We start from the raw sequence: 26,932 nt of genomic DNA, 5'->3' as shown, positions 1-26,932 counted from the left end.
CATGGAAGACTGGATAGGCAAGACCGTCGGAGAGGTGCTGGACCTGTGCCAGACGCGCTACGCCGACGTCACCCTGGTCGACGAGCCGCCCGGCAAGCTGCGCGCGGTGGAACTGGACTGCGTGGCGCGGATGCCGGCGTCGCGCTATGTCCTGGAATTCGACTACCGCCCCGAACTTTTCAGCGCCGCGCGCCACTGGCCCGAATCGCTGGTGGGCGCGCAGCGCATCACCGCGGTGCGCAACGCCGCCGAACCGCAGGCCTATCCATGAGCGGGCCGCTTGCGCCCCGCCTCCTGCGCGGCGGCATCATCCTGATCGATCCGGCCAGCGGGGCGGTGCAGCGCGTCGTATCGCTGCAGTACAACCCCGAGACGCTGACCCGCTCGCTGCAGCCCCAGAGCGTGGACGACGGCGGCGCGGCGGGCGAGCCGCTGCGGCTCAAGGGCCCGCCCGCCGAGACGATCCGGCTGGACGCGGAGCTCGACGCCACCGACCAGCTCGAGTTCCCCGACGACCATCCCCAGGCCCGCGACACGGGCATCCACGCCCAGCTCGCCGCGCTGGAGACCATCGTCTACCCGGACAGCGCGGCGCTCATCCGCAACAACCAGATCGCCAACCTGGGCACGCTGGAGATCGCGCCCACCGTCGCGCCGCTGTGCCTGTTCGTCTGGAGTCGCGAACGCGTCGTGCCCGTGCGCGTGACGGATTTCTCGATCACCGAGGAGGCCTTCGACGCGCGGCTCAATCCCATCCGCGCCAAGGTGTCGCTGGGCCTGCGCGTGTTGCACGTGGGCGACCTGGGCTTTGGCGACAAGGGCGGCCATCTGTACCTGGTGTACCAGCAGCGCAAGGAACGGCTGGCCGCGATGGCCGGCCTGGGCGATCTGGGGTCGGTCGGCCTGGAGTCCCTGCCATGAGCGTGCAGCGCTTTCCCGCCAACAGCCGCTATCACGGCGTGGCCACGGCCGAGATGCCCGGCCCCGACGGCCAGCCGCGGGTCTACCTGCGCCGCCGCTTCCTGCCCGATCCGTCCACGCTCACCCCAGTCGGCGAACTGGCCGTGGCACCCGGCGACCGACTGGACCGCCTGGCCGCTGCCGCGCTGGGCGACCCGCTGCAATTCTGGCGTCTGGCCGACGGCAACGACGCGCCGCGCCCGGCCGCGCTGGAAGCGCCCGGACGCAGCCTGCGCGTGACGCTGCCGGCCTCGCTGGGCGTGCCCTTCGGAGGCGGCGATGCTTAACGGCGTGCACCTGACGCTGCTGGTGGGGCCCGGGCTGCCGGTTCCCGCTCCCCGGCCGCTGATGGACAGCCTGGAAAGCGCCGAGGTGTCTTCGTCGGCGGACGGCCCCGGCGGCTTTCAGCTCACCTTCACGGTCAGCAACCGCTCGCCGCTGCACACGCTGCTGGTGATCGCCGGCGGCCAGGTGCCGTGGCTGCGCGTCATCCTGATCGCCACGTTGAACGGACTGCCCATCGTGCTGATGGACGGGCTGGTCACGCGCCAGGAGATCACGGACGGCAACGCGCCCGGCCAATCGCGCCTGACCGTCACCGGCGAGGACCTGACGGTGGCGATGGACAAGCAGGACATGAGCGGCCTGCCCTACCCGGCCATGCCGCCGCCCGCGCGCGTCGCCGCCATCGTCGGCCGCTACGCGCTGTACGGGATGCTGCCGCTGATCGTGCCGTCGCCCTTCACCGACGTGCCGATCCCCGTCGAACGCATTCCCCTGCACGAAGGCACGGACCTGGCCTACGTGCGCCAGCTCGCCGCGGAGGTCGGCCACGTGTTCTACGTCGAACCCGGCCCCCTGCCCGGGGCCAACGTGGCGTACTGGGGGCCGGAGATCCGGCTGGGGCCGGTGCAGCCCGCGCTCAGCCTGGGCATGGACGTGCACAGCAATGTGGAGTCGCTGTCGTTTTCGGTGAACCAGTCGGACGCCGCGCTGCCCGTCATCTTCATCCAGAACCCGCTGACCAAGTTTCCGATCCCGCTGCCCGTGCCCGATGTCAGCCTGACCAGCCCGCCGCTGGGCCTCTTGCCGCCGCTGGCCAAGGGACTGACGCTGCTGAAGGACACCGCCAAGCTGTCGCCCGCGGCGGCGCTGGGCAAGGGGCTGGCCATGGCCGCCGGCACCACCGCCGACGCGGTGACCGCCGACGGCTCGCTCAACGTGCTGCGCTACGGCCATGTGCTCAAGTCGCGCCAGTTGGTGGGCGTGCGCGGCGCGGGACTGGCCTTCGATGGCCTGTACTACGTCAAGCGCGTGGACAGCACGCTGAAGGCGGGCGAATTCACGCAGCAGTTCTCGCTGGCCCGCAATGGCCTGATCTCGACCCTGCCCCTGGTGCCCCCATGACAGAACCCCTCCGCCACTACGGCAAATTCCGCGGCGTGGTGATCGGCAACATCGATCCCATGCAGATGGGCCGCATCCAGGTGCAGGTGCCCGACGTGCTCGGCCTGGGCGTGTCGAGCTGGGCCATGCCCTGCGTGCCGTTCGCGGGCCAGCAGAGCGGCGTGTTCGTGCTGCCGCAGGTCGGCGCGGGCGTATGGGTCGAATTCGAACAGGGCAAGCCCGACTACCCCATCTGGGTCGGCGGCTTCTGGGGCTCGGCGGCCGAAGTGCCCGCGCTGGCGCTGGCGGGCCTGCCGGTGTCGCCCAGCATCGTGCTGCAGACCGGCGGGCAGAACACCCTGATGATTTCCGACCTGCCCGGCCCCACGGGCGGCATCCTGCTCAAGACCAAGACGGGCGCGATGATCTCGATCAGCGACGTCGGCATCACCTTGTCCAACGGACAGGGCGCGACGGTGATGCTGGCGGGGCCGGCCGTCAACATCAACCAGGGCGCCCTGACGGTGACCTGAGGAGACCCAGCCATGCCCGGACCCTTGCTGCATCTTGGCGCCACCGTGCAGTGCTCGCACGGCGGCCAGGCGATTCCCCTGTCGCCGAACCCGCGCGTGCTGCTCTCGGGCCAGCCCGCCGTGGTCATCCTGTCGTCGTATTCGATCGCCGGCTGCGCGTTCCCGCCGCCGCCCTCGGGCAATGGGCCCTGCGTCACCGGCATGTGGCTGAGCGGCGCCACGCGCGTGCTGATCGGCGGGCTGCCCGCCGCGCTGCAGGCCGGGTCGTCGATCTGCATGCCCACCGGCACGCCCATGCTGGCCCTGCAGGCGCAGGCGCGCGTCGTGGGCATGTGAGGCGCCGCGCCATGGCCATCCTGCGCTTTCCATTCGAACCCGACGCACGCGGCCGCAGCCGCGTCGCGGACGACGCCACGCACGTGCGCGACATGATCGAGCAGGTGCTTTTCACGGTGCCCGGCGAGCGCGTCAACCGGCCGGACTTCGGCTGCGGCCTGCTGCAGCTGGTGTTCGCGCCCAACAGCGACACGCTGGCCGCCGCGGTGCAGATGAGCGTGCAGGGCGCGCTGCAACAGTGGCTGGGCGAGCGCATCGCCGTGGAGTCTGTGGACGTCTCGCACCGCGACGCCACCCTGCAGGTCGACGTGCAATATGTCCTGCGCCAAGGCCAGCAGCGGCGGCTGGCGCGCTTTACGCGGGATCTGCCATGAACCGCCAGTTCCGCAGCGCCCATCCGCGCCGGCTGCAATTGCTGCGCGCCCAGCAGCCGCCCGGCGACAACGGCATCGCCTTTGTCGAGATCGACGCGGCCGACCAGCGCACGCTGCGCGTGGTGTGCGTGCATCCGGTGGCGGGCATCGGCCGCGCCCACGTGCGCATCGAAGGCGGCGCGCGCATTCGCGGCATCGCGCTGGCCGCGGACCCGGTGCTGTCGGGCAACGAGATCCGGCTGACCGTGGACAAGGCGGGCGATTTCTCGTGGTACACGCTGGCGCTGGTCAATCCGGCCGATCCGGACGCGCCGGCGCCGGGGTTCGACCTGTGCCTGTCCACCATCGAGATCAACTTCAAGGCGGGCTGTCCGTCGGAGTTCGACTGCGCCGATACCCATGCCTGCGACCCGGCCGCGCCCCCCGAGCCGCTGCTGGATTACCTGGCCAAGGACTACGACAGCTTCCGGCGGCTGATGCTGGACCGGCTGTCGCAGAGCATGCCCGACTTCACCGAGCGCAGCCCCGCGGATTTCACCGTGGCGCTCGTGGAAACCCTGGCCTACGCGGCCGACCATCTTTCCTATGCGCAGGATGCCGTCGCCACCGAGGCGTACCTGGACACCGCGCGCCGCCGGACCTCGCTGCGCCGCCACGCGCGGCTGCTGGACTACCCCCTGCACGACGGCTGCAACGCGCGCGTCTTCGTCGCCTTCGAGGCCAACGCGCAGGGCGACGGCAAGGTCGTGCCCGCCGGCACGCCGCTGCTGACCAGTACCCCCGAGGCCGCGCTTAGCGCGCCCGTGCGCCGCCGTGATGCGCTGGACGGGCTGCCGGCGGCCGGCGTGGAGGTCTTTGAGACGCTGCACGACCTGACGCTGCACGCCGCCCACGGCCGCATCCTGCTGCATGACTTCGCCGATCCCGCGTACTGCCTGCCCCGGGGTCAGACCCAGGCCGCGCTGGTGAACGATCCGCCGCTGGCGCTGGCGCGCGGCGACGTGCTGGTGTTCGAGGAAGTGCTGGACCCGCTGACCGGGCGCACGGCCGACGCGGACCGCGCGCACCGGCATGCCGTGCGCCTGACCGAGACGCGCGCCGGCCGCGACGACCTGACCGGCACCGACCTCCTGCTGGTCGCGTGGCACCCTGACGACGCGCTGCCGTTCCCCTTGTGCGTCAGCCAGGAGTTCGACGAGGGCGGCGCGCTGGTCAAGCGCGCGGTGTCCGTGGCCCGCGGCAATGTCGTGCTGGCCGACCACGGCATGCGGCGCGACTGGACGCCCTTGCAGCCGGACGCCGCGACGGCGCGCGACGCATTCGCCGCGCGGCCCTACCGCCCCCGCCTGCCCGACACGGGCCTGGCCTGCGCCGAACCCTACCGGCATGACCTCGCCGTGTCCGCCGCGCTGCCGGCCGGCGCGGCGCTGGCGCAGGACCCGCGCCGCGCTTTGCCCAGCGGCATGACGCTGCGCGCGGACGATGCCAGCCAGCCCGGCGACGCGCCCGCCCCGGCCAGCCAGCCCTGGTCGCCGCAACGCAGCCTGCTGTCCAGCGCGCGCGACGCGCGCGAGTTCGTCGTGGAAATGGAAACCGACGGCGCCGCGTGGCTGCGCTTTGGCGACAACCGCTACGGCGCCGCGCCCGTGCCCGGCGAGCACCTGCTGGCGCGTTACCGGCTGGGCGGCGGCCCCGGCGGCAACGTGGGCGCGGACGCCATCGGGGCGCTGGTCACCGACGATCCCGGCCTGATGCTGGGCGTCGCGCGGGTGCGCAATCCCCTGCCCGCGCAGGGCGGGGCGGCGCCGGAGCCCGCCGACGCGATCCGGCTCAACGCGCCCGAAGCCTTCCGCGTGCAGGAACGCGCGGTCACCGCCGACGACTATGCGCGGCTTGCCGAGCGGCATCCGCAGGTCCAGCGCGCGGCGGCCCGGCTGCGCTGGACGGGTAGCTGGCACACCGTCTTCCTGACGGTGGACCGGCGCGGCGGCGCGGCCGTGGATGCGCCTTTTCGGGCGGCCATGCGGGCCTTCATGGAACGCTTCCGCCTTGCCGGGCAGGACCTGGAATTCTCCGATCCCGTCCACGTGCCGCTCGACATCCTGCTGCGCGTCTGCGCCGCGCCCGGCCACTTCGCCTCGGACGTCAAGGCGGCGCTGCGCGATGTCTTCACGTCCGGGCTGGACCGCGCGGGCAGGCCGGGCTTCTTTCATCCGGACCGCCACACCTTCGGCACGCCGCTGGCGCTGTCGGCGTTGATGAGTGCCGTCATGGCCGTGCCGGGCGTGGCCTCCGCGCGCGCGGAGCGCTTCCAGCGCTGGGGCCGCGAGCCCGCCGGCGAGCTGGACACCGGCCGCATCCTGGCCGCGCCGCTCGAAGTGCTGCGCGCCGACGGCGATCCGAATTTTCCCGAAAACGGCCGCATCGACTTCCTCGTGGAGGGCGGATCATGACCGCACCCGCCGACTGTGGCTGCTGCGCCGGCCAGCCCGCCCTCACGCCGGCCGCGCTGGCCAATCCGCCTGGCCAGCCCGCGCTGCGGCTGCGCATCGGCACCCACGGGCGATTCCTGGCCAGCCTGACCGCCGACCTGGCGCGCGCGCCGGACCTGGCGGCCCTGACCACGCGCGACCGCGACGATCCCGTGATGGCCTTGTTCGACGCCTGGGCCGCCGTCCTGGACGTGCTGGCGTTCTACCAGGAACGCATCGGCAACGAAGGCTATCTGCGCACCGCGACCGAGCGCCGGTCGGTGCAGTCGCTGGCGCGCGCCATCGGCTACGAACTGCGGCCCGGCGTGGCCGCCACGACCTGGCTGGCGTTCACGCTGGAGACCGCGCCCGGCGCGCCGCCGCGCGCGCGCGTCGAGCCCTGGACGCGCACGCAAAGCGTGCCCGCGCAGGACGAACAGGCCCAGACCTTCGAAACCCTTGCAGCCGTCGAAGCCCGTGCGGCCTGGAATGCGCTGGCACTGGCGTGGCTGGAGCCGACGCCGCCCCGCTTCGGCGCGCGCACGCTGTGCCTGGCGGGCGCCGCCACGCGCCTGAAGCCCGGCGACGCGGTGCTGATCGTGGGCGACGAGCGGGCGCGCGACCCGGGCAACGAGAACTGGGATTTCCGGCGCGTGACGCAGGTGCGCGAGTTCGTGCCCGGACCGGGCGAAGACGGCGCGCCGGCCTACACGCTGATCTCGCTGGAACGCGGCCTGGGCAGCGCACAGCCGCACGTACAGCCCGCGCGGCGCAACGCCCGCTGCCACGCGCTGCGCGCGCAGGCCCGGCTGTTCGGCTACAACGCGCCCGATTGGCGCGCGATGCCCGCCACGCTGCGCGCGGCCTACCTGGGCATGGCCGACGACGCCAAGCCGTCGTTCAGCCAGTTCCCGCAGTGGCCGGGCTTCACCCTGGCCGACGTGTCCGACCCGCCGGGCGGCAGCGGTCCCGGCGCCGGCCTGTATGGCGAGTACTACCGGGGCCGCACGTTCAGCGAACGGATCATGACCCGCACCGATGCGCAGGTCGATTTCCATTGGGCGGCGGGCGGGCCCGGCGACGGCGTGCCCACCGACAATTTCTGCGTGCGCTGGACCGGCTGGGTGCGCGCGCCGGCCAGCGGCAGCTACACCTTCCACGTCACGGCCGACGACGGCGTGCGGCTCTGGCTGGATGGCGACCTGCTCATCGACCAGTGGCGCGAGCAGTCGCCCACCGAATACGCCGCCAGCGCGCGCCTGACCGCCGGACGCAAGCACGACATCCGCCTCGAATACTACGAGGCCGGCGGCGACGCCACGATCGCGCTGGCCTGGTCCGGGCCGGGCCTTGCGCGCCAGACCATCCCGGCGGCCAGCCTCTACCCCGCCGACGTGCATGGCGTCCACCTGGACGCCAGCCATCCGAAATGGGTCGCGGGCGGCTGGGCCGTGCTGTCCATGCCCAATTACGAAGAGCTCTACCGCATCGCCGACGCCACCCCCGACGCGCGCACCGGCTTCGCGCTGGCCGGCCCCACCACCCGTCTCACCCTGCGCGGCGAGCGCGTGCGGGAGCAGTTCAACGACGCCCTGCGCGAGACCACCGCCTATGGCGAATCCGAACCGCTGGACTGGGGCCAGCGGCCCGCCTCCGGACTGACGCAAGGCCATGCGCTCACGCTGGCCGCGTACGAGCCCGACCTGCCCGAGGGCCGCGTGCTGGCGGTGTCGGGCCTGGTCCTGGACGAGGCCGACGCGGCCAACGTCGCGCCCCGCGAGCGGCTGCTGCGCGGCGATCCGCTGGCCGGCGTGCGCGTGGCGCGCGACCGCGCCAGCGCGGAACTGGAGTTCGAGGACGGCGCGCGCGCCACCGTCACGCTGGCCGAGGCCAGCGACATCGTGCGCATCCAGCGCAACGACAGCGCGGGCGGCCGCACCGCGCTGCTGCTGGACGCCGACCTGGCGCACGCCTATCTGCCCGCCACGGTGCGCATCAACGCCAACGTCGCGCCCGCCAGCCACGGCGACAGCCGGCAGATGCGCATCCAGCCCGAGGTGCTGGGCAGCGGCGCCGGCAACCGGGCGTTCCAGCGCTTCACGCTGCAACAGGCGCCCCTGACCTTCGTGCCCGCGCCCACCGCCAGCGGCGCGGCGAGCAGCCTGGAGGTCCGCGTGGACGGCCTGCTGTGGAACGAAGCGCCGCGCATCACGGCATTGGCGCCGGGCGACCGCGCGTATCTCCTGCGGCTGGACGACAGCGGCGGCGCGACGGTGCAGTTTGGCGACGGCCAGCACGGCGCGCGCCTGCCGTCCGGGTCGGGCAACGTAGAAGCGCGCTACCGCGTCGGCCTGGGCCGCGACGGCAACGTCGCGCCCGGCCAGCTCAGCGTGCTGCTCACGCGCGCGCCCGGCGTGAAGGCCGTGACCAACCCGCAGGCGGCGAGCGGCGGCGTCGATCCCGAGGCCGGCGATGCCGCGCGCCGCAACGCCCCACTGCGCGTGCGCACGCTGGACCGCATCGTCTCGCTGCGCGACTTCGAGGATTTTGCCGCCGCGTTCACCGGCATCGGCAAGGCGCAGGCAATGTGGCTGTGGGACGGCGAAACACGGCTCGTGCACCTGACCGTCGCCGGCGAGGACGGCGCGGCGCTGGACCCGGCCGGGGCGCTCTACCGCAACCTGCTCGCGGCCATCGACGCGGCGCGTCCGCCCTACCAGCCCTTGCGGGTCGCGCCTTGCCGCTACCTGGATTTCGGCGTGCGGGCGGGGCTGGGCATCGATCCCCGGCACGAGGCGCCGCGGGTGCTGGCGGCGGCGCGGGGCCGCGTGCTGGAGGCGTTCGGCTTTGCCGCGCGCGCCTTCGGCCAGCCGGTGCACGGCGGGGAAGTGCTGGCCGTGTTGCAGGGCGTGGACGGCGTGCAGTGGGTCGACCTGGACGCGCTGGTGCTCGCCGAGGGCCTGGACGGGAGCGCGGCGCGGCGCAGCGCCGGACCCGACGCCACCCTTCCCGCCCGCACGGCGCGCTGGCAACAGGGCAGCCTGCGGCCCGCGGAGCTGCTGCGCCCGGATCCGGCCGGCATCCTGCTGACGGAGCGCACATGAACACCCGACTCGATGCCGATGCCCTGATGGCCCTGCTGCCGGCCTTCTACCGCGAACGGGACGCGGCCGCCGGCGGGCCGCTGCGCGCGCTGCTGGACGTGCTGGCGCGCCAGGGCGCGTTGCTCGATGCGGACGTGGACCGGCTCTACGACAACTGGTTCATCGAAACCTGCGACGACTGGGTGGTGCCTTACCTGGGCGACCTGCTGGGCGTGCGCGCGCTGTATCCGGTCGGCGCGGCATTCTCGCCCCGCGCGCTGGTGGCCAACACGCTGCGGCTGCGCCGCCGCAAGGGCACGGCCCTGGTGCTGGAGGAGCTTGCCGCCGACGCCACCGGCTGGCGCAGCCGCGTCTCGGAGTGCTTTGAACGGGTCGCCACCACGCAGCACGTCAACCACCCGCGGCCGCACGCGCTGCGCACGCCGGACCTGCGCCAGTCGCGCGCGATGGAGCGCGTCGACGGCCCGTTCGGCGCCGAGCTGCACACCGCGGACGTACGCGCGCTGCCCGCCGGACGCTACAACCGGCCCAACGTCGCCCTGTTCCTGTGGCGGCTGCAGTCGTACACCGTGCAGCGGGGCGACGCCGCCCGCGCCACGACGCTCGACGGCTTCTACACCTTCGATCCGCTGGGCGGGGATGCGGCGCTTTTCAACCGTCCGCGCACCGAGACCGACATCGATCATCTGGCCGAGCCGATCAACGTGCCCGAACCCCTGTCCTGGCGCGACCTGCATGCCGAACTGGAGGCGCGCCGCCAGGCGCTGACCGACGGCGACGCCCCGCCGCAAGGCTGGTTCGCCGATGGCGGCCCCGGCCCGGTCGTGCAGGTCTGGCTGGACGGCCAGCCCGTGCCCGCCGAACACCTGGTGATCTGCGACCTCGCGCCCATCCCCGGCGTCGTGCCCGAGGAATGGCGCCGGCCCGATGCGGCCTTGCTGGTCCGGGCCCGCAAGCCAGGCCGCCCCGACCGCAGCTTTCCCGACGCGGGCGGCGTGCTGGTGGGCCTGGACCCGCGCCGCGGCCGCCTCGCGCTGCCGCCGGGCGTTTCCGCGCAGTCGGTGCAGGTGCGTTATGCGTACGGTTTTCCCGGCGACATCGGCGCCGGACCGTACGACCGGAGCGCGCCCGCCGAAGACCTGCCGGACGCGCCGCCCGCCGAGCCCTTCGACATCCAGTTGCGCGTGCCGTCGGCCGCGACGCCGACCCTGAGCGCGGCGCTGGCGGCTGTACAGGCGGGCCAGCGCGTGCGCATCGTGGTCGATCACGACGCCACCGAAGCCATCGCGCCCGACCTGGTCCTGCCCGATACGTTCCTGGCGATCGAGGCCGCGCCGCTGCGCCGGCCCGTGTTCCAGGGCGACTGGCGGCTGCGCGGCAACGCCAGCACCCGCCTTCTGCTCGACGGCCTGTTGCTGGACGGCCGCCTGCGGCTGGACGGCGCGTTGCGGTCGGTCGCGCTGCGCCACTGCACGCTGGTGCCGGCGCGGGGCGGCCTGCGTCACACCGGCGCCGCGCCCGAACTGGATCTCGCCCTGACCCGCTGCCTCTGCGGCCCGGTGCGCAGCGCCACGCCGCTCGCCTCCGTGGAAATCGACGCCTGCCTGATCGACGCGCAAGGCAGCGCCGCGGCCGCAGTGGATGTGGACGACAGCGCCCTGCGCATCCTGGCCAGCACGCTGTTCGGGCGCGTGGCCGCCGGACGGCTCGACGCCTCAAACACCCTGTTCGGCGCGCCGGTCTCCATCAACCGCCGCCAGGAAGGCTGCGTTCGCTACTGCCACGTTCCCCTGCCGTCGGTCACGCCGCGCCGCTACCGCTGCCAGCCGGACCTCGTCATGCAGGACCTGGGCGCCGCGGCCGCCAGGCGCGCGGCGGCGCGCGTCGCGCCGTCCTTCACCTCCACGCGCTTCGGCTCGCCCGCCTATGGTCAGCTGGCGCGCAGCTGCGCGGCCGAGATCCGCGCCGGGGCGGACAACGGCGCCGAGATGGGCGCCTGGAACTTCCTGCTGCAAGCCCAACGCGAAGCCAACCTGCGGCAGGCGCTGGACGAGTATCTGCGCTTCGGACTCGAAGCGGGATTGATCCCCGTGAACTGAGCCCCCTGTCTTCGGGAACAACACCATGAAAGCCGATCTCAGCCGCCTCACTTTCGACGCCGTCCGCCGCTACCGGGCCGTGCGCATGCAGCAGGGCCGCGTGCAGATGGACGCGGACTGGAACGAACAGCAGGACATCCTGAACCGCCGCATCGAAACCGAAACCGCGGACACCGTCGGCGCCGTGGGCGTGCCGCTGGAAGCGCCGGGCTTCGTGCTGGCGCCCGCGGGCAAGGACCTGTCGCTGTCGGCCGGCCGCCTGTATGTCGACGGCCTGCTCTGCGAGAACCCCCAAGCCGCCACCGTCGCCAAGCAGCCCGACATGCCGCCGACCGCGTCGCCCGTGCTGCCGGCCGGCGCCTCCGCCTTGCCGCTGCCGCCGCCGGGACTCACGCCCGCCGACATCGACGGCGTCGTGGTCTTCGGCGCGGGCGGGCAGACCGCCCCGCCGCCCGAGGGCATGTATCTGGCCTACCTGGAAACCTGGCAGCGCCACCTCTGCACGCTCGACCTGCCGCCGGGCGACACCAGCATGCGCGAGGTCGCGCTGGGCGGCCCCGACACCGCGACCCGCGAAAAGACGATCTGGCAGGTCAAGCTGATGCAAGTGGGCGCTCCCGACGCCGCCCTCACCTGCCTGTCGGCGCTGCCCACGTGGGATGCGCTGACGGCCGCGCCCGACGCACGCATGGCCGCACGCGCCGAGGCCAGCGTGCCGCCCAAGACCCCCTGCCAACTGCCGCCCGACGCGGGCTACCGCTTGCTGGAAAACCATCTGTATCGCATCGAGATCCACCAGGACGGCGCGGGCGCGGGCAAGGCGCGCTACAAGTGGTCGCGCGAGAACGGCAGCATTCTGTCGCGCGTCGTGCGCTGGCTGGACGATCCCGTGGCCAACGAGTTCGAGGTGGCCAGCATCGGCCGCGACGACGTGCTTGCCATCGCCGCGGGCTGCTGGGTCGAGTTCCTGGACGACACGCATGAATTGCTGGGGCAGCCCGGGCCATTGGCGCAGGTCGTGCGCACCGACGGCAACACGGTGACGATCGACCCGGCCAGCGTGATCGGCCATGCGCTGGACGCGGCGCGCTTTCCGGCCAATCCGCGCGTGCGCCGCTGGGACGGCGTGGCCGAGATCACGCCCGCGCCCATCGGCAGTCCGAACGCCGGGTGGGTCGAATTGGACCAGGACGGCATCGAGCTCAAGTTTTCCCCGGGCCGCCTGCGCGTCGGCGACTATTGGCTGATTCCCGCCCGCACGGCCACGGCGTCCATCGAATGGCCGCAGGCGCCGGACGGCAAACCCGCCTTCAGCCCCCCCGCGGGCATCCTGCGCGCCTACGCGCGGCTGGCCCTGCTGCGCTGGCAGGGCGGCGCCTGGACGGCGGTCAGCGACTGCCGCCCGCTGTTTCCGGCACTGACCGAACTCACGCAGCTGTACTACGCGGGCGGCGACGGCCAGAGCGTCAAACCCAATCCCGCCATGACGCCCGACGTGGTGGCGCTGCCGTCCGACCTGCGCGCAGGCGTGGCAAATGGCAGCCGCCCCGTCGCCGGCGCGGTGGTGCGCTTCACCGTGGACGCGGGCCGCCTGCCCAACGGCACCGCGACACAGGACGTGCAGACCGGCCCGGATGGCGTCGCGGCCATCTCCTGGTCGCTGGCCTGCGACCCCGCGCGCCCCGTGCAGCGCGCCACGGCCCAGCTCCTGCTCGCCGGCCAGCCCGCGCCCGACCGCTATCTGCCGCTGCGCTACACCGCGTCGCTCGCCCTCGCCGCCGAGGTCGCCTACGACCCGGCCGGCTGCGCGGACCTCCTGGCCGAGGAGGCCTATACGGTGCAGGCCGCGCTGGACGCCCTGTGCCGGCGCACGCATGGCGGCGGCTGCTGCCTGACCGTCGGCCCGGCGGGCGACTTCCCCACGCTGGACCGCGCGCTGCGCACGCTGATCGGACAGGACCGGCTCGACATCTGCCTGTGCCTCACGCCGGGCGAACACAAGCTGGAGGACGATCTCATCGTCAAGGGGCCGCGCGTGCGCCTCCTGCTGCACGGCTGCGGGCCGGCCAGCCGCCTGATGCTGGACGAGCGCGCGTTCGGCCTGGACGGCTTTGCCAGCGTCGCCCTCGCCGACCTGGCCATCGCCCGGCGCGGCCAGCCCAGCGCCATCGCCTTCAGCGGGTGCGCCGAGCTGCGGCTCTCGCGCGTCGACTGCGTCGGGCCGGCAGGCCCGGGCGCAAGCCTGGTGCGCGTCGAAGGCAGCCGCCGCGTGCACATCGACACCTGCCGACTCGTCGCCGCGGGCCGCGGCACCGCGGAACGCCACGACTTCCTGTTCACCCGCGCGCCCACGCTGGCGGCATTGAAGGCGGCGCTGGCGCCGGAGTCGGTGCTGGACGATGACGACGATCGCGCGGCCCAGGCACTGGCGCGCCAACCCATCGACGCGCGCAAGGCCATGACCACCGAAATCGCCGCCCTGCTGCGTGGCAACACCGCCGGCAATGCCCTGACGATGAACCCGCGCGTCCAGTCCGCGCTGACGGTCCTGGCCACCCACCTTAGCCGGGAAGCGCCGGCGGCCAGCCGCCTGCGCCCCGCCATCGCCGCGCTGGCGGCCGCCCTGCTGGCCGATCCGCTGTCCTGCGCGCTCGCGCTCGCGGACAACGACGCCGACACCACGCTGCGCGACAACCGCCTGCGCGGCGGCATCGCGCTCTTCGCGGAATCGGGCGACTTTCCCGAACTGACGGTAGACCAGCTCAAGCTGCTGGGCGGCGGCATCCGCACCGGCAAGATGGTGCCGCAAGGCGAAGGCACGCTGACGCTGCAGAGCAATCAACTGTCCAGCATGCGGCTGGGCGCCGAAGCGGCCCGCGCCATGCTGACCATCATCCAGACCGGCGGCGAGTTCGCCGCGTGGCGCTGCCTGCGCGCGGCGGACAATGCGCTGGAAGCCTACAGCCACTTCCCGGCGTTCGACGCGGCCGTCACCGGCAACAACCTGCTCACCAACGGCGACGCCGGCGCGGTCATCGCCACGCAGGCCAAGATCATCGGCAACTTCGCGCACAACGATTTCCGCCTGTTCGTGTCGGGCGCCAACCCGGAAAGCCTGGCGAACGGTGGGCTGAATGTCGTGACGGTGTGATCGGACGGTAGGCGCGGCGGCGCGGCGGACTGCCCAAAAGCAAACGCCCTTGCCGCCCATCGCAAAGGATGGGACGGCAAGGGCGTTCGGCTGTCGCGGGCGCCTGTCCTGTCTGGCGCTAGCGCCTTACCACTGCATCGACGCGCCGATCTGTCTGGCGCTAGCGCCCTACCACTGCATCGAAGCGCCGATGCCGGCGGTGGCGCCGCCCGAGGCAATACCCACGCCGGCCTTCAGCTTGATGCGGTCGTTCACGCGCGCCGACGCACCCAGTGCCACGGCCTGATAACCGCGATAGGTGGAGGCGCCCATGCCCAGCGCGAACCGCTTGCCCGGGTCCACATCGGGAATCATGGTCAGCGCGGTGGTGGCAGCGATACCCGAATAGGCATTGCGCGCCACGTTGTCCAGCGCCTTGTTGGTCTGGTCCAGGCGGCTGTCCAGGCGGTTCAGGCCTTCGCGGTTTTGCTGCACGCCGCTGTCCAGCGAACCCAGCGCATCGCCCACCGTGTTGTAGGTCTGGCCGTCCACCTGATACGACGGACCGGTCACCGCGCCGGTGGACGCATCGATGCGCGCGCCGCCGCCCAGGCTGGCCACCACCGGATCCAGTTGGCCCACGTTCACGGCGTCGGTCTTCTGCGTGCCGGCCGCCACGCGGGTCACCTGCCGCTCGGCGCCCTTGGCGCCCACGGACACCGAGTTCGCGCGGTCGGCCACTGAACCGGCGCCCAGCGCCACGCTGTTGGCCGCCGATGCCGAGGCGTTGGAACCGATCGCCACGGCCTTGGTGCCCGCGCCCGCCACCGCCGCATCGCTGCCGTCGCTGGCGCCGTCCGCCTTGACGTAAGCACTGGCGGCGCTCATTTCCCCCACCTTCTCCGTCAGGGCGTAGATCTGGCTGCCGTTCACGGCGTCCGTGCTATCGGCCGAGATGACGCCGTTGGCCACGCCCGTGATCTTGCGAGCGCCATCCGTGCCCGCCATGTCGATCGTGGTGCCGCCCTTGTCGGAAGCGACGGAAATGGTTCCGCTCGTGGCATCTTCCTTGACCATCCCCATCTGGCCACTGGTGATCTGCGCCGTGACGCTGTCCACCGTCGTCTGCATCTGGGTCACCCGGTTGTCCAGGCCTGTCACGGCAGCGCCAACCGAACGGTACACCGTGCCGCCCACGCTGTACGACGGCGCGGCGATCGAACCGTCGGCATTGACGAAGGCGCCGCCGCCCATCGCGCTGGCGACGGAATCGCTCACGCGGTAGAGCTGTCCGCCATTGACGGCATGCAGGCTGCCCGCCGCGACCACGCCGTCCGCCACGCCGTTCAACTGGCGCGCACCGGCCGTGCCGGTGATGTCGACCAGATTGCCGTCCTGATCCTTGCCGACGTTCAACGCGCGCGTCGTCGCATCCTGCTTGACCAGGCCCAGCTCGCCGCTGGTGAGGCTGGCCGTGAGGTTGTTCAGGTTGGTGGTGTTCTGCGCGACCAGCCCATCCAGCGTGTTCAGCGCCGTGGTGTTGGCCAGCACGTTCTGGTTGGTGGCATAGAGCTGCGACCCGTTCACCGCGTCCAGGCTGGTGGCGTCCAGCGTGCCGGCGGCGACGCCCGTCAGCTTGCGCGCGCCGGCCGTGCCGGTCACGTCGACCAGCGAGCCGTCCAGATCCTTGGCCACCGTAACAGTCTTGGAAACGGCATCCTGACGCACCAGGCCGGATTCGCCGTTGTTCAGCGCCTGGGTCAGGTTGGAGATGTCACCCGCCGATTGGGTCACGCGAGTATCCAGCGCCGTGATCGACGAGGTGTTCGACGTCACGCGGCCATCGAGGCTGGTAATAGAGGTGGTGTTCGTGGTTACGCGAGTATCCAGGCCCGTGATAGCCGACGTGTTGGCGGCAACGTTCTGGTTCGTCGAGTACAACTGCGCGCCGTTGACGGCATCCACGCTGGCCGCGTCCAGCGTCCCGGCGGCGACGCCCGTCAGCTTGCGCGCGCCGGCCGTGCCGGTCAGGTCGACCAGCGAGCCGTCCAGGTCTTTGGCCACCGTGACAGTCTTGGACACAGCATCCTGGCGCACCAGGCCCGACTCGCCGTTGTTCAGCGCCTGCGTCAGGTTGGTAATGTCACCGGCGGACTGGGTCACGCGGGTATCCAGGCCGGTGATCGCCGACGCGTTGGCGGCGACGTTCTGGTTCGTCGTGTACAACTGCGCGCCATTGACGGCATCCAGGCTGGTCGCATGCACCGTGCCGGCGGTCACGCCGGTCAGCCTGCGCGCGCCTTCCTTGCCGGACAGGTCCACCACGGTGCCGAACAGCTCGTCCGCGACCTCGATGTTCTTGGACACGGGATCCTGGCGCACCAGGCCCGCTTCGCCGTTGTTCAGCGCCTGCGTCAGGTTCGTGATGTCGCCCGCGGACTGCGTGAGGCGGGTGTCCAGCGCCGTGATCGACGAGGTGTTCGACGTCACGCGGCCATCGAGGTTGGTAATGGACGTGGTATTGGACGTCACGCGGGTATCCAGGCCGGTGATGGCCGACGTATTGGCCAAGACGCTCTGATTCGTGGAATAAAGCTGCGAGCCGTTGACCGCATCCACGCTGGCCGCGTCCAGCGTGCCGGCGGCGACGCCCGTCAGCTTGCGCGCGCCGGCCGTGCCGGCAAAGTCCACCAGCGAGCCATCCAGGTCCTTGGCGACCGTAATGTTCTTCGACACGGCGTCCTGCCGAACCAGGCCCGACTCGCCAGCGTTTAGCGCCTGCGTCAGGTTCGTGATGTCTCCCGAGTTCTGCGTCACGCGGCTGTCCAGCGACGTGATGGACGAGGTGTTCGAGGTCACGCGGCCATCGAGATTGGTAATGGAAGAGGTGTTGGACGTCACGCGGGTATCCAGGCCGGTGATCGCCGAGGTGTTGGCCAACACATTCTGGTTCGTCGTGTACAGCTGTGAGCCGTTAATGGCATCCTGGCTGATCGCGGTTACGTCGCCCGCGCCGACCTGCGTGATCTTGTTGCCGTTCATCTCGATGTTGTTCAGCATCGAGATGCCGCTGGTGCCCTTCAACTCCAGCGTCCCATTGGTGTACCCGGTGATGCGCGCAGTCGAAGCCGAGAAGCCAGTGCCGCCGGTGTCATTGCCAGCGTTGTTCAACGAGAAGGACATGCCCGTCGTCGTACAACCCAACGCGCTCGGTGCGCCTGACGAGCCTATGGAAGACCCCGTATTTGTCGTGGGATCGCAGAGCTGGAGTCCTGATCCGGCCGCGAGGGCAGACGGCGCGTGGCTCATGGCCCCCAAGCCGCTCAACACCAAGACTGCCGACGTTGCGGCACGGCGCGCCCGACCGGGCTTGCTGCGCGAACAAGCGGTTTCGGACACGGCCACCCACGTGTTGGAGGCGGCATTCCAGACGAGCATAAAGATGTGGTTCATTTGTAAGCAGGTATCCGCCGCGCGTCGTACACGCAGCACAGTCGTTGCCAGGGCTACCCGGTAAGGCATGCCCCGCAATCTGGGGTTGGAAAGGGTTTTGGCAACCGAGACTGTAGGGACGGAACCTGATAAGAAACATCAAAGGTTTCTTAAATGACGGACCTCGCATGTCGATTTTCGTAAAAATTCGAATGCGCCTTTCTGCCTTCCCCAACTGCAAACGCCCTTGCCGCCCATCGCAAAGGATGGGACGGCAAGGGCGTTCGGCTTTCGCGGGCGCCTGTCCTGTCTGGCGCTAGCGCCTTACCACTGCATCGAGGCGCCGATGCCGGCGGTGGCGCCGCCCGAGGCAATACCCACGCCCGCCTTCAGCTTGATGCGGTCGTTCACGCGCGCCGACGCACCCAGTGCCACGGCCTGATAACCGCGATAGGTGGAGGCGCCCATGCCCAGCGCAAACCGCTTGCCCGGGTCCACATCGGGAATCATGGTCAGCGCCGTGGTGGCGGCAATGCCCGAGTAGGCATTGCGCGCCACGTTGTCCAGCGCCTTGTTGGTCTGGTCCAGGCGGCTGTCCAGGCGGTTCAGGCCTTCGCGGTTTTGCTGCACGCCGCTGTCCAGCGAACCCAGCGCATCGCCCACCGTGTTGTAGGTCTGGCCGTCCACCTGATACGACGGACCGGTCACCGCGCCGGTGGACGCATCGATGCGCGCGCCGCCGCCCAGGCTGGCCACCACCGGATCCAGTTGGCCCACGTTCACGGCGTCAGACTTCTTCGTGCCCGCCGCCACGTTTGTCACCTGCCGCTCGGCGCCCTTGGCGCCCACGGACACCGAGTTCGCGCGGTCGGCCACCGAACCGGCGCCCAGCGCCACGCTGTTGGCCGCCGACGCCGAGGCGTTGGAACCGATCGCCACGGCCTTGGTGCCCGCGCCCGCCACCGCCGCATCGCTGCCGTCGCCGGCGCCGTCGACCTTGACGTAAGCACTGGCGGCGCTCATTTCACCCACCTTCTCCGTCAGAGCGTAGATCTGGCTGCCGTTCACGGCGTCGGTGCTATCGGCCGAGATGACGCCGTTGGCCACGCCCGTCACCTTGCGAGCGCCGTCCGTGCCCGCCATGTCGATCACGGTGCCGCCCTTGTCCGCGGCGATGGAAATCTCGCCATTGCCGGACTCTTCCTTGACCAGGCCCATCGCGCCGCTGCTCACTTGCGCCGCCACGCTGTCGACAGCCGTCTGCATCTGGGTCACCCGGCTGTCCAGGCCGGTCATTGCGGCGCCGACCGAGCGGTACACCGTGCCGCCCACGCTATACGACGGCGCGGCAATCGAACCGTCGGCATTGACGAAGGCGCCGCCGCCCATCGCGCTGGCGACCGAGTCGCTCACGCGGTAGAGCTGTCCGCCGTTGACGGCATGCAGGCTACCCGCCGCGACCACGCCGTCCGCCACGCCGTTCAACTGGCGCGCGCCGGCCGTGCCGGTGATGTCGACCAGATTGCCGTCCTGGTCCTTGCCGACAGTCAGCGCGCGCGTCGTCACGTCCTGCTTGACCAGGCCCAGCTCGCCGCTGGTGAGGCTGGCCGTGAGGTTGTTCAGGTTGGTGGTGTTCTGCGCGACCAGCCCATCCAGCGTGTTCAGCGCCGTGGTGTTGGCCAGCACGTTCTGGTTGGTGGCGTAGAGCTGGGAGCCATTGACCGCATCCAGGCTGGTGGCGTCCAGCGTGCCGGCGGCGACGCCCGTCAGCTTGCGCGCGCCGGCCGTGCCGGTCACGTCGACCAGCGTGCCGTCCAGGTCCTTGGCCACCGTGATGGTCTTGGACACGGCATCCTGGCGCACCAGACCCGATTCGCCCGTGTTCAACGCCTGCGTCAGGTTGGTGATATCGCCCGAGTTCTGCGTCACGCGGCTGTCCAGCGAAGTGATCGAGGACGTGTTCGAGGTCACGCGGCCATCGAGGCTGGTGATGGAGGTGGTGTTGGACGTCACACGAGTATCCAGGCCGGTGATCGCCGACGTGTTGGACAAGACGCTCTGGTTGGTGGAATAAAGCTGCGCGCCGTTGACGGCATCCACGCTGGCCGCATCCAGCGTTCCGGCGGCGACGCCCGTCAGCTTGCGCGCGCCGGCCGTGCCGGTCATGTCTACCAGCGAGCCGTCCAGGTCCTTGGCGACCGTGATGGTCTTCGACACAGCGTCTTGGCGCACCAGGCCCGACTCGCCGTTGTTCAGCGCCTGCGTCAGGTTGGTGATATCGCCGGCCGACTGCGTCACGCGGGTATCAAGGCCGGTGATCGCCGACGCGTTGGCGGCGACGTTCTGGTTCGTCGTGTACAACTGCGCGCCATTGACGGCATCCAGGCTGGTCGCATGCACCGTGCCGGCGGTCACGCCCGTAAGCCTGCGCGCGCCTTCCTTGCCGGACAGGTCCACCACGGTACCGAACAGCTCGTCCGCGACCTCGATGTTCTTGGACACGGGATCCTGGCGCACCAGGCCCGCTTCGCCGTTGTTCAGCGCCTGCGTCAGGTTCGTGATGTCGCCCGCGGACTGCGTGACGCGGGTATCCAGCGAAGTGATGGACGACGTGTTCGACGTCACGCGGCCATCGAGGTTGGTAATGGACGTGGTATTGGACGTCACGCGGGTATCCAGGCCGGTGATGGCCGACGTGTTGGCCAAGACGCTCTGATTCGTGGAATAAAGCTGCGAGCCGTTGACCGCATCCACGCTGGCCGCATCCAGCGTGCCGGCGGCGACGCCCGTCAGCTTGCGCGCGCCGGCCGTGCCGGCAAAGTCCACCAGCGAGCCATCCAGGTCCTTGGCGACCGTGATGTTCTTCGACACGGCGTCCTGCCGAACCAGGCCCGACTCGCCGGCGTTCAGCGCCTGCGTCAGGTTGGTGATGTCGCCCGAGTTCTGCGTCACGCGGCTGTCCAGCGACGTGATGGACGAGGTGTTCGAGGTCACGCGGCCATCGAGGCTGGTGAGGGATGCCGTGTTGGACGTCACGCGGCTATCCACGTCGATGATCGCCGACGCCTGGGCCGCGACGTCCAGGTTCGTCGCGTGCAGCTGCGAGCCATTGACGGCATCCTGGCTGGTTGCATCCAACGCGGCGGCGCCGACCTGCGTGATCTTGTTGCCATTCATGTGGACGTCGTTCAGCATCGAGATGCCGCTCGTGCCCTTCAACTCCAACACGCCGGTGGAATAGCCGGTAATGCGCGCAGTCGAAGCCGCAAAGCCGGCGCCGCCGTTGTCAGCGCCAGCATTGTTCAACGAGAAGGACATGCCCGTGAGCGTACAACCCAACCCGGCCGGTGCGCCTGACGAGCCTATGGAAGACCCCGTATTGGTCGTGGGATCGCAGAGCTGGAGTCCTGATCCGGCCGCGAGGGCAGACGGCGCGTGGCTCATGGCCCCCAAGCCGCTCAACACCAAGACTGCCGACGTTGCGGCACGGCGCGCCCGACCGGGCTTGCTGCGCGAACGAGCGGTTTCGGACACGGCCACCCACGTGTTGGAGGCGGCATTCCAGACGAGCATAAAGATGTGGTTCATTTGTAAGCAGGTATCCGCCGCGCGTCGTACACGCAGCACAGTCGTTGACGGGGCAACCGGGTAGGAATTGCCCCACAACCTATTGTTGAATAAGGGTTTTTTTTGGAAACACGACTGTAGAGACGGGCCCTCGCACGAACCATCGAAGGTTTCTTAAATTGCGGCGCTCCAATTGTCAGGATTCGTAAACGAGCAAGCGCCGTACGGCCCGCGACCCACGCATTGGGCCCCGTCCACGCCCGTGCCGAAGCGTCATCCCGGGCAGACATGCAAATGACAGGTTCTGACCCCTACAATGCGGCTGTTGCATCGCAGCATTGCGCAATCCCCGCTTCGTCGTATCCATGTCCCACTCCTTCTCCTCCCAGCACCGGCCCGGCCTGGTGCTGCTTGCGCTTGCCATCGGCAGCTTCGCCATCGGCACCACCGAGTTCGCCACGATGAGCCTGCTGCCCTATTTCTCGCAGTCGCTCGGCATCGACGCGCCCACCGCCGGGCACGTGATCAGCGCCTACGCGCTGGGCGTGGTGGTGGGCGCCCCCATCCTCGCCGTGCTGGGCGCGCGCATGCCGCGCCGCCGCCTGCTGATCGCCTTGATGGGCCTGTTCGCCATCGGCAACGGCCTGAGCGCGATCGCGCCTGATTACCACTGGATGCTGTTCTTTCGCTTTCTGAGCGGCCTGCCGCATGGCGCCTACTTCGGCATCGCGTCGCTCGTGGCCAGTTCGATGGTGCCGGCCAGCCGCCGCACCGTGGCCGTGGGCCGCGTGTTCCTCGGCCTGACCGTCGCCACCATCGTGGGCGTCCCCCTGGCCAACTGGCTGGGCCAGGTAATCGGCTGGCGCTGGAGCTTCGGGCTGGTGTCGCTGCTGGCGCTGCTCACCATGATCAGCGTCCACCGCTACGCGCCCGACACCCCGGCCGACCCGCACGCCAGCCCGCTGCGCGAGCTGAGCGCGCTGGGGCGCGGCCAGGTCTGGATCACGCTGGCGATCGGCGCCGTCGGTTTCGGCGGCCTGTTCTCGGTCTACACCTATCTGGCCGACACCTTGGCGGCCGTCACGCAGGTCACGCCGGCCACCGTGCCGCTGGTGCTCAGCGCGTTCGGCGTCGGCCTGACGGTGGGCAACATGGTCGTGCCGGTCTTTGCCGACCGCGCCGTCATGCGCACCGCCGGCTTATTGCTGTTGTGGTCGGCCGTGGTGCTGGCCCTCTTTCCGCTGATGGCGCACAACGTCTGGCTGATCACCCTGAACGTGTTCCTGGTCGGCGTGGGCGGCGCGCTGGGCACGGTGTTGCAAACCCGGCTGATGGACGTCGCGGGCGACGCCCAGGGGCTGGCGGCCGCGCTCAACCATTCCGCCTTCAACACCGCCAACGCGCTCGGGCCCTTTTTGGGCGGCCTGGCCATCGCGGCGGGGTTCGGCTGGACGTCGACCGGCTGGGTCGGCAGCCTGCTCGCCATCGCCAGCATGCCCCTGTGGCTGTGGGCCGTGATCCTGGAACGCCGGGTGCGCGCCGCGCGCGCGGGCAAGCTGGCTGCCTATGCAGAATCGGCCAGCTGATGAGGACCCGGGCGTCTTTGCCAGCGTCCCCGTTTACCGCGCGGGGCGTCGGGCCACGCGTCCCCGATTCGCGCCGCGCCGGCGGGCTTCGCGTCCCCGGCTTCGCGTCCCCGTTTATTCCGGGAAAAAACGTCTGCCCCACACCACACCGGGGCAACCGCCTATTGCAGGCGGCGCCGGCGCCACAGCTATACTTTGCGCACTCTTTACCACCCTCAAGACGCGCTGCACCTCCCTTCCTGCAGCGCTTTTTTTATGCCCGCTTTGACTGCCTTGCTGCGCCCCCTGTGCCTGGCGCTCTGCTGCCTGGCCGCAGCCCTCGTTTCCACCCAGGCATTGGCCGCGCCGCCCACCCTGGCCCAGTGCCACGGCATCAAGGATCTCGCCTTCGTCGCGCACCTGGATGACGACCTGCTCTTCATGAATCCCGACGTCGCCGCCAACATCGAGGCGGGCGGTTGCGTGCGTGTCGTCTACCTGACCGCCAGCGACGCCGGCGAAGGGGAAGGCTATATGCTGGGCCGCGAGCGCGGCGTGCGCGCCGCATATGCCTACATGGCGCGCGAGCCGGACGCGTGGATCGAAGACACCGGCATCGTCGCCAGCCGCCAGATCGCGCGGTTCACGCTGCAGGGCAACCCGCGCGTGCAGCTTTGGCACATGCGCCTGAAAGACCCCTGGCTGGGCAATGGCTGGGGCAGCCTGACGCCGCTGAGCCGCACCGAATCCGAACCGGGCCAACCCGTCGACACGCTGGGCCCCCACGCCGAGGTCTACACCCGCGAACAACTCGTCGACACCCTGGCGGAAATGATCCGCCAATATGGCCCCACCACCGTGCGCCATCTGGATGACACGATCAGCGTCCCCTATACCCAACTGTGCTGGCGCTGCGCCGGCCATGGCCATCCGGACCACATCGCCAGCGCGCGGCTGGCGCGCGAGGCGATGCTGCGCGCGCCCGGCAACTATGCCGAAACGGGCTACATCGACTATCCGAGCCAGGAGCGCGCCACCAACCTGGCCGACGCCGAAATCGCAAACAAGTCGGTGATCTTCCAGCACTACGCCTGGAACGACTACCACTACTGCGCCGGTCCCACGGGATGCAAGGAACCCGCGGGTCCCGCGGCCGCCTGGGTGCAGCGCGCCTACTACGTGTCGCGCCACGACGTCGCGCCGCAGCTGTACCCGGACGGGCGCGGCGGCCTGGTCATCTTCGCCGCGGGCGAAACCAACGCCGCCATCAACCGCTGGGATTCGGGCGAGCAGCGTTGGCACAGCCTGGGCGGCCGCACCGCCGGCCCGGTGGTTTCATTCGCCCATGCCGACGGCACGGCCGGCCTGATGGCGCGCGATCCGCTGGGCGGCGTGTGGGCCAACAAGCAGCGCCATGACGGCACCTGGCAAGGCTGGCAGGCGCTGAGCGGGCTGCGCGTCACGCAGATCCCGGCCGTGGCGCCGCGCGGCGAGGCCGCCGCGGTGGCGCTGGGCTACGACGGCCTGCTGCACTGGATCGCGCCCTCGGGCATCGACGGCAGTTGGAGCCCCTGGCAGGCCCTGCCGGCGCTCGAAGGCGCCACCGGTTCGCCGGCCGCCGCGCGCGGCGCCGATGGCCGCTATGTCGTTTTCGCCATGGCCGCCAAGGGCGCGCTTTTCTACACCCGCCAGCTCCCGGCCGACAAGGGCCGGCGACCTGAATGGCAAGGCTGGCGCCGCGTCGCGGCCCCGGAGGCGGCCGGTGGACTGGCCGCCATCCGCAACCACGAAAACCGGGTCGAACTCTACTTCCGCCAGCGCGCCGACAATCACCTGACGCGGATGGTGGAAGCCGGCGACACCACCGACCTGGACATGGACTGGAGCGCCCCGACGGACATGGGCGTGCCCTACATCGGCCGCCCCGCCATCACCGCCGACAAGCAGGGCAATGTGGTGCTCGCCCTGCTGGAGCGCGCGGGCGGACAGCTCTGGCTGCTGGACCGCGGCAAGCTCGCGAAGCTGGACGCCGCCGCCGCGTCGCCCCCCGCGATCAGCCTCATCGACGGCACGCTGTACATCGTCGCGCGCGCCGCCGGCACGCCGCAGCGCTACCAGGTGCTCTCGCGCCGCAGCGGCGCCTGGACCGCGAACCTGACGCTGGATGGCGTCCCGGCCAGCGGCGGCGGTCCCTTCGCGAGCGTGGCTGCCCGCCCCGCCGACCTGCCCAACCTGGGCGCGGCCAGCGCCAACACGGCCGTCGTCGTGCGCCCGTCGGCGGGCGAAGCCGACGCGCTCACCGTCGAGCGCATGCCGGCCCAGACCTCGCGGATCGCAAAGCCGACCAGCGTGCAATAAGCCGGCACACGGGCCGCGGCGAGCCTGCTCGCCGCGAGGCCCGCCTCCTACGCCCCCCCTACGCCCCCACGCCGCGCTGCTTGCGCGTCAGGAACGGCGCCATGTACCGGCGCGGCTCGTCGGTCATGAATGCCTCGCCGAAGGCGTCCACGCTGCGGTCCAGCCCGTCCTGGATGGTGGATTCCGTCCAATGGCGCAGCAAGGCCTTCTGCGAGCGGACCGCGAGCGGGCCGCTCGCCGCGATGGACGAGGCGGTGCGTTCGACCAGCGAGTCCAGCTCGCCCTCCTTGGCCACGAATTCCAGAAAGCCCCAGTCCCGCGCTTGCGCCGCATCGACCGTCTCTCCGGTCAGCAGCAGCCAGTTCGTCGGCCCCTGGCCGATGAGCCCGGGCAACAGCACCGCATGGATCACCGACGGAATGCCCACGCGCACCTCGGGCATGCCGAACACGGCGTCCGGCGAACCCAGCCGGATGTCGCAGGCCGCCGCCAATTCCATGCCGGCTCCCAGGCAAAATCCCTGCAGCCGCGCGATGGTGGGAACCGGGATGCGCCACACCGCATCGCACAGGTCGCGCAGGCGGGAGATGAAGGCGCGGGCGCCCTGCGGGTCCAGGCCGGCCATCTCGTGGATGTCGGCCCCGCCCACGAAGGCCCGCTCCCCCGCCCCCCGGATGACCACCGCGCGCGCATCGTCCTGCGCGGCGATCCAGCGCACCGCGTCGGTCAGGCCGAGCGTGACGGCGGACGCCAGGATGTTCAGGCTTTTTGCGTCGTGGATCTGCAGGGTGTAGACACCGCGCGCGTCGCGCGTCACGAGGGCATGGGGAAAATCGGGAATGGACGGGGTCATGCAAGCTCCAGCTTGGGCGTCGAGGCCGTTCGTTGTTCAACCGGCGCCGGATGCGCCACGATTCATGAGCGTAGCGCGATTCGGCCCGGCGGAAGACGCCGCAGGACGCTGGCCGCTCGCTGCGTTCCTGCGTACACTTGCCGCATGCTACGCATCGACAATCTCAGCAAGCGCTACGGCGACCATATCGTGTTTGAGGGCTTGACGCACGCCTTTGCGCCCGGCTGCGTGGCGCTCTGCGAAGAAGACAGCACCGGCAAATCCAGCCTGCTGGGCATCATCGCGGGCGCCATTGCGCCAGACACCGGAGACGTGCTCATCGGCGGCCATTCGCTGCGCGACGCGCCGCAATTGGCGCGGGCCCGCCTGGCCTATGTGCCGGACAACTGCATGCAGTTTCCCGAACAGACGGGGCGCGGCCTGCTGGAACAGGCCGCCCTGGCCAAGAACGCGCCGTTGGACGACGCGATACTCGATCTGGCCCGCCGGCTGGGGTTGGAACCGCATCTGGACAAGCGCTTCGAGCAGATGTCCACGGGCACGCGCCGCAAGGTGTACCTGACGGCCGCCGCGCTGGGCGATCCGGCCGTGGTGGTGGCCGACGGCCCCAGCAATGGGCTGGACGCGCAGGCGCGCGGGGTGCTGGCCGACGTGTTCAAGACCTGGGCGCGGGATCGCGTCGTGCTGTTAGCCAGCCATGACCCCGAACTCGTGCAGGCCTGCGGCGCGACCACGCTGGACGTCGCCGACCTGCGCTGAGCGCA

Annotated in this window: 17 protein-coding genes and 2 pseudogenes; 14 read left to right on the top strand and 5 right to left on the bottom strand. The window is 70.7% G+C overall.

The features are described 5' to 3' along the window. Window position 1: 1 nt before the first annotated feature. The 11 genes from ACZ50Q_RS05575 to ACZ50Q_RS05525 are packed head-to-tail and all read left to right on the top strand — an operon-like array spanning window position 2 to window position 14,414. The gene (locus tag ACZ50Q_RS05575; RefSeq protein WP_076516454.1) at window positions 2–271 is read left to right on the top strand and encodes a hypothetical protein; all 270 of its coding nucleotides are present in this window, start codon (window positions 2–4) and stop codon (window positions 269–271) included. Further along, a complete protein-coding gene (locus ACZ50Q_RS05570) occupies window positions 268–921 on the top strand; it encodes a CIS tube protein (protein WP_092580629.1) in 654 nt (217 codons plus the stop codon). Before ACZ50Q_RS05575 ends, ACZ50Q_RS05570 begins: the two co-directional genes overlap by 4 nt. Continuing rightward, window positions 918–1,247, top strand: a complete 330-nt coding sequence (locus ACZ50Q_RS05565; RefSeq protein WP_464080836.1) for a LysM domain-containing protein — start codon at window positions 918–920, stop codon at window positions 1,245–1,247. Before ACZ50Q_RS05570 ends, ACZ50Q_RS05565 begins: the two co-directional genes overlap by 4 nt. Then, complete coding sequence (locus tag ACZ50Q_RS05560) at window positions 1,240–2,367, top strand: hypothetical protein (protein ID WP_464080835.1); 1,128 nt, start codon at window positions 1,240–1,242, stop codon at window positions 2,365–2,367. The genes ACZ50Q_RS05565 and ACZ50Q_RS05560 overlap by 8 nt, the downstream gene beginning before the upstream one ends. Beyond that, complete coding sequence (locus tag ACZ50Q_RS05555; protein WP_076516462.1) at window positions 2,364–2,879, top strand: phage baseplate assembly protein V; 516 nt, start codon at window positions 2,364–2,366, stop codon at window positions 2,877–2,879. The genes ACZ50Q_RS05560 and ACZ50Q_RS05555 overlap by 4 nt, the downstream gene beginning before the upstream one ends. Window positions 2,880–2,891: 12 nt before the next feature. Then, window positions 2,892–3,215, top strand: coding sequence for a hypothetical protein (locus ACZ50Q_RS05550; RefSeq protein ID WP_076516463.1), 324 nt, complete (start codon window positions 2,892–2,894; stop codon window positions 3,213–3,215). 11 nt (window positions 3,216–3,226) lie between these two features. Further along, window positions 3,227–3,589: a GPW/gp25 family protein gene (locus tag ACZ50Q_RS05545; RefSeq protein WP_092580623.1), complete on the top strand. Its 363-nt coding sequence runs from the start codon at window positions 3,227–3,229 to the stop codon at window positions 3,587–3,589. Next, a complete protein-coding gene (locus ACZ50Q_RS05540) occupies window positions 3,586–6,042 on the top strand; it encodes a putative baseplate assembly protein (RefSeq protein WP_464080834.1) in 2,457 nt (818 codons plus the stop codon). Before ACZ50Q_RS05545 ends, ACZ50Q_RS05540 begins: the two co-directional genes overlap by 4 nt. Then, a complete protein-coding gene (locus tag ACZ50Q_RS05535; protein WP_464080833.1) occupies window positions 6,039–9,164 on the top strand; it encodes a putative baseplate assembly protein in 3,126 nt (1,041 codons plus the stop codon). Before ACZ50Q_RS05540 ends, ACZ50Q_RS05535 begins: the two co-directional genes overlap by 4 nt. Further along, window positions 9,161–11,263 (top strand): phage tail protein, encoded by a 2,103-nt coding sequence (locus tag ACZ50Q_RS05530; RefSeq protein ID WP_464080832.1) that lies wholly within the window; start codon window positions 9,161–9,163, stop codon window positions 11,261–11,263. The genes ACZ50Q_RS05535 and ACZ50Q_RS05530 overlap by 4 nt, the downstream gene beginning before the upstream one ends. A gap of 25 nt (window positions 11,264–11,288) precedes the next feature. After that, complete coding sequence (locus tag ACZ50Q_RS05525) at window positions 11,289–14,414, top strand: DUF6519 domain-containing protein (RefSeq protein WP_464080831.1); 3,126 nt, start codon at window positions 11,289–11,291, stop codon at window positions 14,412–14,414. A gap of 168 nt (window positions 14,415–14,582) precedes the next feature. Here ACZ50Q_RS05525 and ACZ50Q_RS05520 read toward each other — a convergent pair whose 3' ends face one another. The 4 genes and pseudogenes from ACZ50Q_RS05520 to ACZ50Q_RS05505 form a co-directional block, all read right to left on the bottom strand. After that, window positions 14,583–17,576, bottom strand: a complete 2,994-nt coding sequence (locus ACZ50Q_RS05520; RefSeq protein ID WP_464081954.1) for a YadA family autotransporter adhesin — start codon at window positions 17,574–17,576, stop codon at window positions 14,583–14,585. A gap of 192 nt (window positions 17,577–17,768) precedes the next feature. After that, window positions 17,769–17,831: pseudogene (locus ACZ50Q_RS05515) on the bottom strand (ESPR-type extended signal peptide-containing protein); the annotation flags it as partial. Between the two features lie 318 nt (window positions 17,832–18,149). Further along, window positions 18,150–21,143 carry a YadA family autotransporter adhesin gene (locus ACZ50Q_RS05510; protein ID WP_464081953.1) on the bottom strand — a complete coding sequence of 998 codons (2,994 nt, stop codon included), beginning with the start codon at window positions 21,141–21,143 and terminating at the stop codon, window positions 18,150–18,152. A 192-nt stretch (window positions 21,144–21,335) separates the two neighbouring features. Further along, window positions 21,336–21,398 (bottom strand): annotated as a pseudogene (locus tag ACZ50Q_RS05505) (ESPR-type extended signal peptide-containing protein); the annotation flags it as partial. Window positions 21,399–21,757: 359 nt separating this feature from the next. Between ACZ50Q_RS05505 and ACZ50Q_RS05500 the strand changes: the two are divergent. Together ACZ50Q_RS05500 and ACZ50Q_RS05495 are read left to right on the top strand one after the other, a co-directional pair. After that, a complete protein-coding gene (locus tag ACZ50Q_RS05500; RefSeq protein ID WP_464080830.1) occupies window positions 21,758–22,978 on the top strand; it encodes an MFS transporter in 1,221 nt (406 codons plus the stop codon). Window positions 22,979–23,233: 255 nt separating this feature from the next. Then, a complete protein-coding gene (locus ACZ50Q_RS05495) occupies window positions 23,234–25,315 on the top strand; it encodes a DUF8189 domain-containing protein (RefSeq protein ID WP_464080829.1) in 2,082 nt (693 codons plus the stop codon). A 58-nt stretch (window positions 25,316–25,373) separates the two neighbouring features. On the opposite strand, the gene ACZ50Q_RS05490 is transcribed toward ACZ50Q_RS05495, so the two are convergent. After that, on the bottom strand, window positions 25,374–26,168 hold the full coding sequence (locus ACZ50Q_RS05490; protein ID WP_464080828.1) for an enoyl-CoA hydratase: 795 nt from the start codon (window positions 26,166–26,168) through the stop codon (window positions 25,374–25,376). 144 nt (window positions 26,169–26,312) lie between these two features. On the opposite strand from ACZ50Q_RS05490, the gene ACZ50Q_RS05485 reads away from it, so the two are divergent. Beyond that, a complete protein-coding gene (locus tag ACZ50Q_RS05485; protein WP_464080827.1) occupies window positions 26,313–26,927 on the top strand; it encodes an ABC transporter ATP-binding protein in 615 nt (204 codons plus the stop codon). Window positions 26,928–26,932: the final 5 nt, after the last annotated feature.

It is taken from the genome of Achromobacter sp. T5-5 (assembly GCF_055397965.1).
Note: the sequence above shows the minus strand (reverse complement) of the source record. Positions and strands in the feature narration are given on the sequence as shown.